This window comes from Candidatus Frankia alpina (genome assembly GCF_902806485.1).
GTDB lineage: Bacteria > Actinomycetota > Actinomycetes > Frankiales > Frankiaceae > Frankia > Frankia alpina.
This window is the reverse complement of the sequence record NZ_CADCWT010000242.1, coordinates 1-6,795: the sequence shown is the minus strand read 5'-3', so window position 1 is coordinate 6,795 and position 6,795 is coordinate 1. Positions and strand designations below refer to the sequence as shown.

Sequence of the window (6,795 nt, the reverse complement as noted above, 5' to 3'; positions counted from 1 at the left end):
TTCGTGAACGCCGACTGTGCGCCGAGCACGTCGTTGTTCAACCGGCTGGTGAGCGCCCCGGTCTGGGCGCGGGTGAAGAACGCCAGCGGCTGGCGTTGCACGTGCTGGAAGATCTGGCTGCGCATCTCGTAGATCAGGCCCTCACCGATACGGGCCGAGAACCAGCGTTGAGCGAGGGACAGGCCGGCGTCGAGGAAGGCCAGCGCGGCGACGACCCCCGCCAGCAGCTCGACGTAGCCCACCCGGTGATGCTCGATCCCGCCGTCGATGATCTCCTTGAGGATCAACGGGACGACCGCGCCGAGTGCGGCGCTGACCGCGATGAGCCCGAGGAACCAGATCAGCTGGCCCCGCCAGGGCCGCGCGAAGGCCGCGATCCGGCGCATCGTCCCCGGCCGCAGCGAGGTCTTCGCCGCCGATCGGTCCCGGAGGGCGGATCGCATCAACGCCCGACTGTCCGACCCCGGCCGCATCATGCCTCCCAACACCGTCGCTTGCACTGTAATCATGTAAGCAGACGGTGGGTTGCGGCCATTCCCGCCGACGGGACCGCCCGGGACTGGATCAGCCCGCGGCGGCGCCTCGCGAGGCGTCCAGCAGATCCATGATCGTACGCTCCCAGGCCTCGCCCTCCGCATCGGGACCGCCGCGGGAGTCGACACCCGCCGCGGCCCGCGTCGGGACCGCAGATCGGCCGACCACACGGGCGCCGCGCAGGAGTGCCTTGACCTCAGCCGCAACGGCAGGGGAGGTGGCGAGCAGGCCCGCGACCACGGCGGCGACCTCATCGTCGAGCCGCGGGCGAGGCACCACCCGCTGAGCCAGCCCGAGGCGGGCGGCCTCGGGCGCGCCGAGTGGCCGCCCGGTCAGGCACAGGTCGAGAGCGCTGGACCAACCGAGAAACTCGGCCAGCCGAGTCAACGAACCCGCCCCGGGCAGCAGGCCGCCGAGCGCCCAGACCGGGTGCAAACCCGCTTCTGTGGCGAAAATCCGCAAGTCGCAGGCGACGGCGACGGCCGTACCGACATCCTCGGCAATGTCCGCCACCGCGGCGACGCTGATCAGGTTCGCCCGCGCCGTGAGCCGTTCGAGCGCGTCCCGCCAGATCCGGTACCCCCCGGTAAGGGCGGCCGGATCAACCCGCGCGGACGACGGCGGGAGCAGTCCCTGCTTGTTCAAGCCCGCCAGCCGCGGCGTGGCGTCCGCGGCCGGCGGGACCTGGCCGCCCAGGCGGAGGACGGCGACCCGGACGTCGCCGCCCATTCGTCGCTGAGCGTCATCAAGGGCGGAACCGAGGCCCCCCAATGACCCGGGATCGCCGGATCCGGAGAGCCGGATGGTTGCGACAGGTCCGACGACCTCCACCCGTAGTCCGGCCGCCGCCGATACGGCGGCGGCCGGCACCGCCATGATCAGGCGCTCTTCTTCTTGGTGCCCCGGGTCGCACCGCCACGGCCGCGCAGGGTCGTACCGGACTCCGACAGGATCCGGTGGACGAAACCGTACGAACGACCAGAGGACTCGGCGAGCAGACGGATGCTCTGCCCACCTTCGTATTTCTTCCGAAGCTCGGCAGCGAGCTTGTCGCGCTCGGCGCCGGTGATCCGGGTTCCTTTCCTAAGCTCGGCCAACGTGGCCCCCTCCGTGTTCGATGATCTGCGAACCGATCTTCACTCAGCTTGAGTGAACGCGCCACTCGAAGCAGATGTGATCCATCACACGCGGCGCGTCGGTGCGTGACCGCGCGCTCGCGCTTCCATCCCCACGCCGACACCAAGGCCGGCATGACCCGGGTCGCACCCGCCCGCTCGCACGCCAGGCGTCCACGGCCGACCATGCACGGTGACCAGTGTCCCCAATCCCGTACGCACGGCCTAACAGCAGCAACGGCGCGTCGCCGCGAACATCGTCACCTGCATGATCGGCGATCTTCCCTCAACGCAATACCGCAGGTACAACCAACAGTCGATCACTGTACAGAGCCCGCCGACGGACCGCTAACGCCGCAGATCAAACCGACTGATTACTCACACCCCGCAGCGGCCGCCCGCTGCCACGGCCGGTTAGGAGACCACCGCGGCGCGGTGCGCACCCGCCCTGCGGCGGCGGTCCGCACCTGGGCTCGCACACCCGGAACCGTCGCGCCGACCGGCTCTGGGCTTCGGCCGGCGCAGGACTCGTTACCGTGCAGGGGTGGCCCGTGAAGTGGTGATCGCCGGCTCGGCGCCGGGTAGGTCCCGAGACTCGGCGACCGTCAGGGCCAAGGCGTGAGCGTCAGCCGCGGCGCATCCGAGCGGGCGCGCGTCCCGGCGACCGCGCGGGGGCGGGCGCAGCCGCGGGCCGGCATGCTCGCCGCCAGCCTCGGGCCGGCGGTGCGGGCGGAGCTCACCGAGGCCGGGATCTGGCTGGCCCTGGTCGCCTTCGGGCTCGCCGGCACCGCCCTGCTGGCCAGCACCGACATCAGCCTCGGCTGCCCGCAGCCTCCGTGGCACGACGGCTGGGCGCCGCGCCTGGACCCGCTCGTCGCGGTCCCACTCGCGGTCGCCGCGACCGTGATCGCACTCACGGCCTGGTGGGCCTCGACCATCCGGCCGCCGCGATCGGTGGCGTTCCGGCTGCCCTGGAGTGTCCTGCTGCTGCTGGGCTATCTGGGCTCGTTGGCGTTCAGCCTTGCGCTCGCCCTGGTCACGCCCGGGGATCTCGCCGCCGGCCTGCGGGCACCTGCGGACCTGCTCGCAGCGGCCGGCGCGGTCGACGACGACCCGCTCGGCCGGCTCGCCGCCTACACTTCGACGACGCCGCACGCGGCCGCCGGCTCGGTCGCCGTGCTGCCGGCGCACCCGCCGGGGCCGGTGCTCGCCACCTGGCTGCTCACCCGGGCGGGGCTGCATGGCGCCGTGCCGATCGGCGTGCTGTTCACCGCGCTCGGCGCGCTGACCGTCCCGGTCGTGTGCGTCGCGGTGCGCTCGCTGTGCCATGAGACCGCGGCCCGCCGGCTGGTTCCCGTCCTCGTTCTGGCGCCGTGGAGTGTCTGGATGGCGGCCTCCCCGGATGCCGTCACCGCCGCCCTCGCCGCGCTGGCCGTCGCCATCGGCGTGATCGGCTGCGAACCGGAGCGCCGGTCGGTCTGGTGGGCGCTGGCGAGCGGGCTGCTGCTGGGCCTGGCGGCGCTGTTCGGTTACGCCCCGGTGTGGCTGGGGGTGGCGGTCGCGGCCGCCTACTTCGTCCGGCGCCGGCCGCTGCTCAACGTCATCACCGGGCTCGGCGCGCTGCTGCCGCTGTGGCTGTTCTACGCCTGGGGCTTCTCCTGGCCGGACGGGTTGGCCCTGGCCAGTGCGCCGCGGCCGTCGGTGGGAGCCGCGCTGGCCTGGATCTTCCTGGATCTGACCGTCGTGGTCCTCGCCACCGGCCCGCTCGCCGTGCGGGCGGCACGCCGGCTGCGTCTGACGCCGGGCTGGCCGTTCCTGGTCGGCGCCACCGCCACCATGCTGTTCGCCGTGACTCTCGGCCTCGCCGAGGGCGGGGCCGAGCGGACCTGGCTGCCGGTGTTCCCCTGGCTGTTGGTCGCGGCGGTGGCACCCCGGCCCCGGCCGGCCCGACCGGGCGACCGATTGCAGGCCGGCAGCCTGCCCGTCATCCTTGTGTCACTGAGCGCGATCGGAGCCCTCGGTCTGCGGCTCTGCCTCGGCGGCCCGCCGGCCTGACCTGCGTCCGGGAGCGCCCGGGACCCAGCCGAACCGGGCGGCGCATCAGGCGGGCGCGGAGGTCGCCTCGGTGCCGCTCGCGGACGGTCGGGGCAGCGCGTCGCGGGGGATGTCCGGCTCCAGGAAGATCCGCATCGGAACCGCCAGGGACGCCCGCAGCGCCTCCTCGGCGCCGTCGATGGTCGCGGCGACCTCCCGCATCGTCGCCGTCGGCACTATTCCGATCTTGGCGGCGACCAGCAGCTCGTCCGGGCCCAGGTGCAGGGTCCGCAGGTGGATGACCTCTCTCACCCCGGGCGCGGCGGCGAGGGTGCCGCGGATCGTCGCGACGGCCTCCGGAGTCGCCGCCTCCCCGACCAGCATGCCGTACGCCTCGGTCGCGACGAGCACCGCGACGACGAGCAGCAGAATGCCGATGGCCAGGGTGCCGGCGCCGTCCCAGATCGGGTCGTCGAGCAGCAGGGTCAGCCCGACGCCGAGCAGGGCGAAGATCAGCCCCAGCTCGGCGGCCAGGTCCTCGAGCAGGACGATCGGCAGCTCCGGGGCGCGCGCCTGCCGGATGAACTGCCACCAGGAGCGGTCACCCCTGGTCTTGCTCGACTCGCGTACCGCGGTGGACAGCGAGTACGACTCCAGCACGACGGCGACCAGCAGGATGATCACGGCGATCAGGCCGCTGTCCAGCTCGTGCGGGTGGCGCAGCTTCTCGACGCCCTCGTAGGTGGAGAACAGCCCGCCGACGCTGAACAGCACGATGCCGACGAGGAACGCGGCGATGTACCGCGCGCGGCCGTACCCGAAGGGGTGCTCCTCGTCGGGCGGGCTGCCCGACTTGCGCTGGCCGAGCAGCAGCAGACCCTGGTTGCCGGAGTCAGCGACCGAGTGAATGGATTCGGCGAGCATCGACGACGACTGCGTGAGCAGGAACGCCACGAACTTCGTCACCGCGATTCCCAGGTTGGCGGCCAGCGCCGCCAGAACCGCCTTGGTGCCGCCCTGCGTACTCACAAAGACTCTCCACTTCCGGCCCGATGTCCCAGTCTTGCAAGTCGAGCCGGCCGGCCACGCGGCGGGTCGGCACGCGGCGGGTCGGCACGCGGCGCGGCGCCGCCCACCCGACGACGCGACGCCACCCGCCCCGGGTGGCTGCGTCAGACCAGCGTGATGAGCTCCAGGAGATCGGGTGACCAGTTGTCCTCGACGCCGTCGGGCAGCATCAGCACCTTCTCCGGGCTGAGCGCCTCGACCGCGCCCGGGTCGTGCGTGACGAGCACCACCGAGCCCTTGTAGGTGCTCAGCGCGGCGAGCACCTCGTCGCGGGAGGCGGGGTCGAGGTTGTTCGTCGGCTCGTCGAGCAGCAGCACGTTCGCCGAGCTGCACACCAGCCCGGCCAACGCCAGGCGGGTCTTCTCGCCGCCGGAGAGGGTCTGCGCGCGCTGCTCGACGGTGTCGCCGCTGAACAGGAATGCGCCGAGAATGCGCCGCAGCTCCACGTCGGAGGTGCCCGGCGCCGCGGCCCGCATGTTGTCCAGCACCGACCGGTCGGTGTCCAACGTCTCGTGCTCCTGCGCGTAGTAGCCCAGCCGCAGGCCGTGCCCCGGATGCACCTCGCCGGTGTCCGGCCGCTCCTGACCGGCGAGCATGCGCAGCAGCGTCGTCTTGCCGGCGCCATTGAGCCCGAGGACGACCACCCGGGACCCCCGATCGATCGCCAGGTCGACGTCGGTGAACACCTCCAGCGAACCGTAGGACTTCGACAGTCCGGTGGCGGTCAGCGGGGTGCGCCCGCAGGGCGCGGGGTCCGGGAAGCGCAGCTTCGCCACCCGGTCGGCGACGCGGACGTTGTCGAGCCCGGCCGCCAGTCGCTCGGCGCGGCGGTCCATCTGGTGGGCGGCGCGGGCCTTCGTTGCCTTCGCTCGCATCTTGTCGGCCTGCGCCTTCAGCGAGTCGATCTTCTTCTCGGCGTTGGCGCGTTCCCGGCGGCGGCGCCGCTCGTCGAGCTCCCGCTGGTTGAGGTAGGTCTTCCAGTTGACGTTGTAGACGTCGAGGGCGGCGCGGTTGGCGTCGAGGTAGAAGACCTTGTTGACGCACCGGTCGAGCAGGTCGACGTCGTGGCTGACGACGACGAGGCCGCCGTTGTGCGCGCGCAGGAAGTCGCGCAGCCAGCTGATGGAATCGGCGTCGAGGTGGTTCGTCGGCTCGTCGAGCAGCAGCGTCGCATCCGAGCTGCCGGACCCGGCGAACAGGATGCGGGCCAGCTCCACCCGGCGGCGCTGCCCGCCGGACAGCGTGCCGATGGGCTGGGCGAGCACCCGGTCGGCCAGCCCCAGCGAGGAGCAGATCCGGGCCGCCTCCGCCTCCGCGGCATACCCGCCGAGGGTGCCGAAGCGCTCCTCCAGGCTGCCGTACCGGCGAATCGCCGCGTCCCGCGCCTTCACGTCGACCAGCTCGGCCATCTCCAGCTGCAGCTTCTCCATCTCGCGAAGCAGGACGTCGAGGCCGCGGGCCGACAACACCCGGTCGCGGGCGGTGTCCGTCGGGTCGCCGGCGCGCGGATCCTGCGGCAGGTAGCCCAGTTCGCCGCGGACGTCGACACCACCGGCGAACGGCATGCCCTCGCGGGCCAGCACCTTCAGCAGGGTCGTCTTACCGGCACCGTTGCGCCCGACCAGACCGATCCGATCGCCCTGCTGCACCCGGAAGGAGACGGGCTCGATCAGGGTGCGGGCTCCGGCGCGCAGTTCGAGCTCGGACACAATGATCATCGAGGTTGGGCCTCTTTCGGGCTTCCTGGCGACGCAGTTGACGTCGGACGGCTACGGACGACGGTGGAAACGCCACCGGGGCGGAACATCATCCGATCACGACGCGGCGATGCTCATGCCGTCCAGACTACGGTGCCGTCCTCCCGGGGCGACGTCCTCGTACGGCGACGCCCTCACACGGCGACGTCCTGCCAGCAGCGAGGTCGGCCCTACCCGCGGGGGTCAGGCCAGGCGGTTGACATCCTCGCCTCCCTGACGGGAGGTGATTCCCGCATCTCGCGGTGCAGGTTCCTGGGCGGAGTCAAGAGTCAAGTGGTCATGGCGAC

6 protein-coding genes are annotated in these 6,795 nt (G+C 72.2%); 1 reads left to right on the top strand and 5 read right to left on the bottom strand.

All coding sequences use genetic code 11. From position 1 onward, the window contains the following. The 3 genes from G6R25_RS19675 to G6R25_RS19665 form a co-directional block, all read right to left on the bottom strand. Positions 1-443, bottom strand: a 443-nt coding sequence (locus tag G6R25_RS19675; protein WP_268904188.1) for an ABC transporter transmembrane domain-containing protein, incomplete at its 3' end; no start/stop codon positions are given. A 121-nt stretch (positions 444-564) separates the two neighbouring features. Further along, a complete protein-coding gene (locus G6R25_RS19670; protein ID WP_163554134.1) occupies positions 565-1,410 on the bottom strand; it encodes an enoyl-CoA hydratase/isomerase family protein in 846 nt (281 codons plus the stop codon). 2 nt (positions 1,411-1,412) lie between these two features. Continuing rightward, positions 1,413-1,631, bottom strand: coding sequence for a helix-turn-helix domain-containing protein (locus G6R25_RS19665; protein WP_009399485.1), 219 nt, complete (start codon positions 1,629-1,631; stop codon positions 1,413-1,415). A 636-nt stretch (positions 1,632-2,267) separates the two neighbouring features. Between G6R25_RS19665 and G6R25_RS19660 the strand changes: the two genes are divergently transcribed. Continuing rightward, positions 2,268-3,704 (top strand): hypothetical protein, encoded by a 1,437-nt coding sequence (locus G6R25_RS19660; protein WP_163554133.1) that lies wholly within the window; start codon positions 2,268-2,270, stop codon positions 3,702-3,704. Between the two features lie 45 nt (positions 3,705-3,749). On the opposite strand, the gene G6R25_RS19655 is transcribed toward G6R25_RS19660, so the two are convergent. Both G6R25_RS19655 and G6R25_RS19650 read right to left on the bottom strand, forming a co-directional pair. Next, a complete protein-coding gene (locus G6R25_RS19655) occupies positions 3,750-4,712 on the bottom strand; it encodes a cation diffusion facilitator family transporter (RefSeq protein WP_163554132.1) in 963 nt (320 codons plus the stop codon). 143 nt (positions 4,713-4,855) lie between these two features. Further along, on the bottom strand, positions 4,856-6,469 hold the full coding sequence (locus G6R25_RS19650; protein ID WP_163554131.1) for an ABC-F family ATP-binding cassette domain-containing protein: 1,614 nt from the start codon (positions 6,467-6,469) through the stop codon (positions 4,856-4,858). Positions 6,470-6,795: the final 326 nt, after the last annotated feature.

Bases quoted from the DNA above. Each gene is read 5' to 3' on its own strand.
- G6R25_RS19670 (WP_163554134.1), bottom strand. From the start codon at position 1,410: ATGGCGGTGCCGGCCGCCGCCGTATCGGCGGCGGCCGGACTACGGGTG.
- G6R25_RS19650 (WP_163554131.1), bottom strand. From the start codon at position 6,469: ATGATCATTGTGTCCGAGCTCGAACTGCGCGCCGGAGCCCGCACCCTG.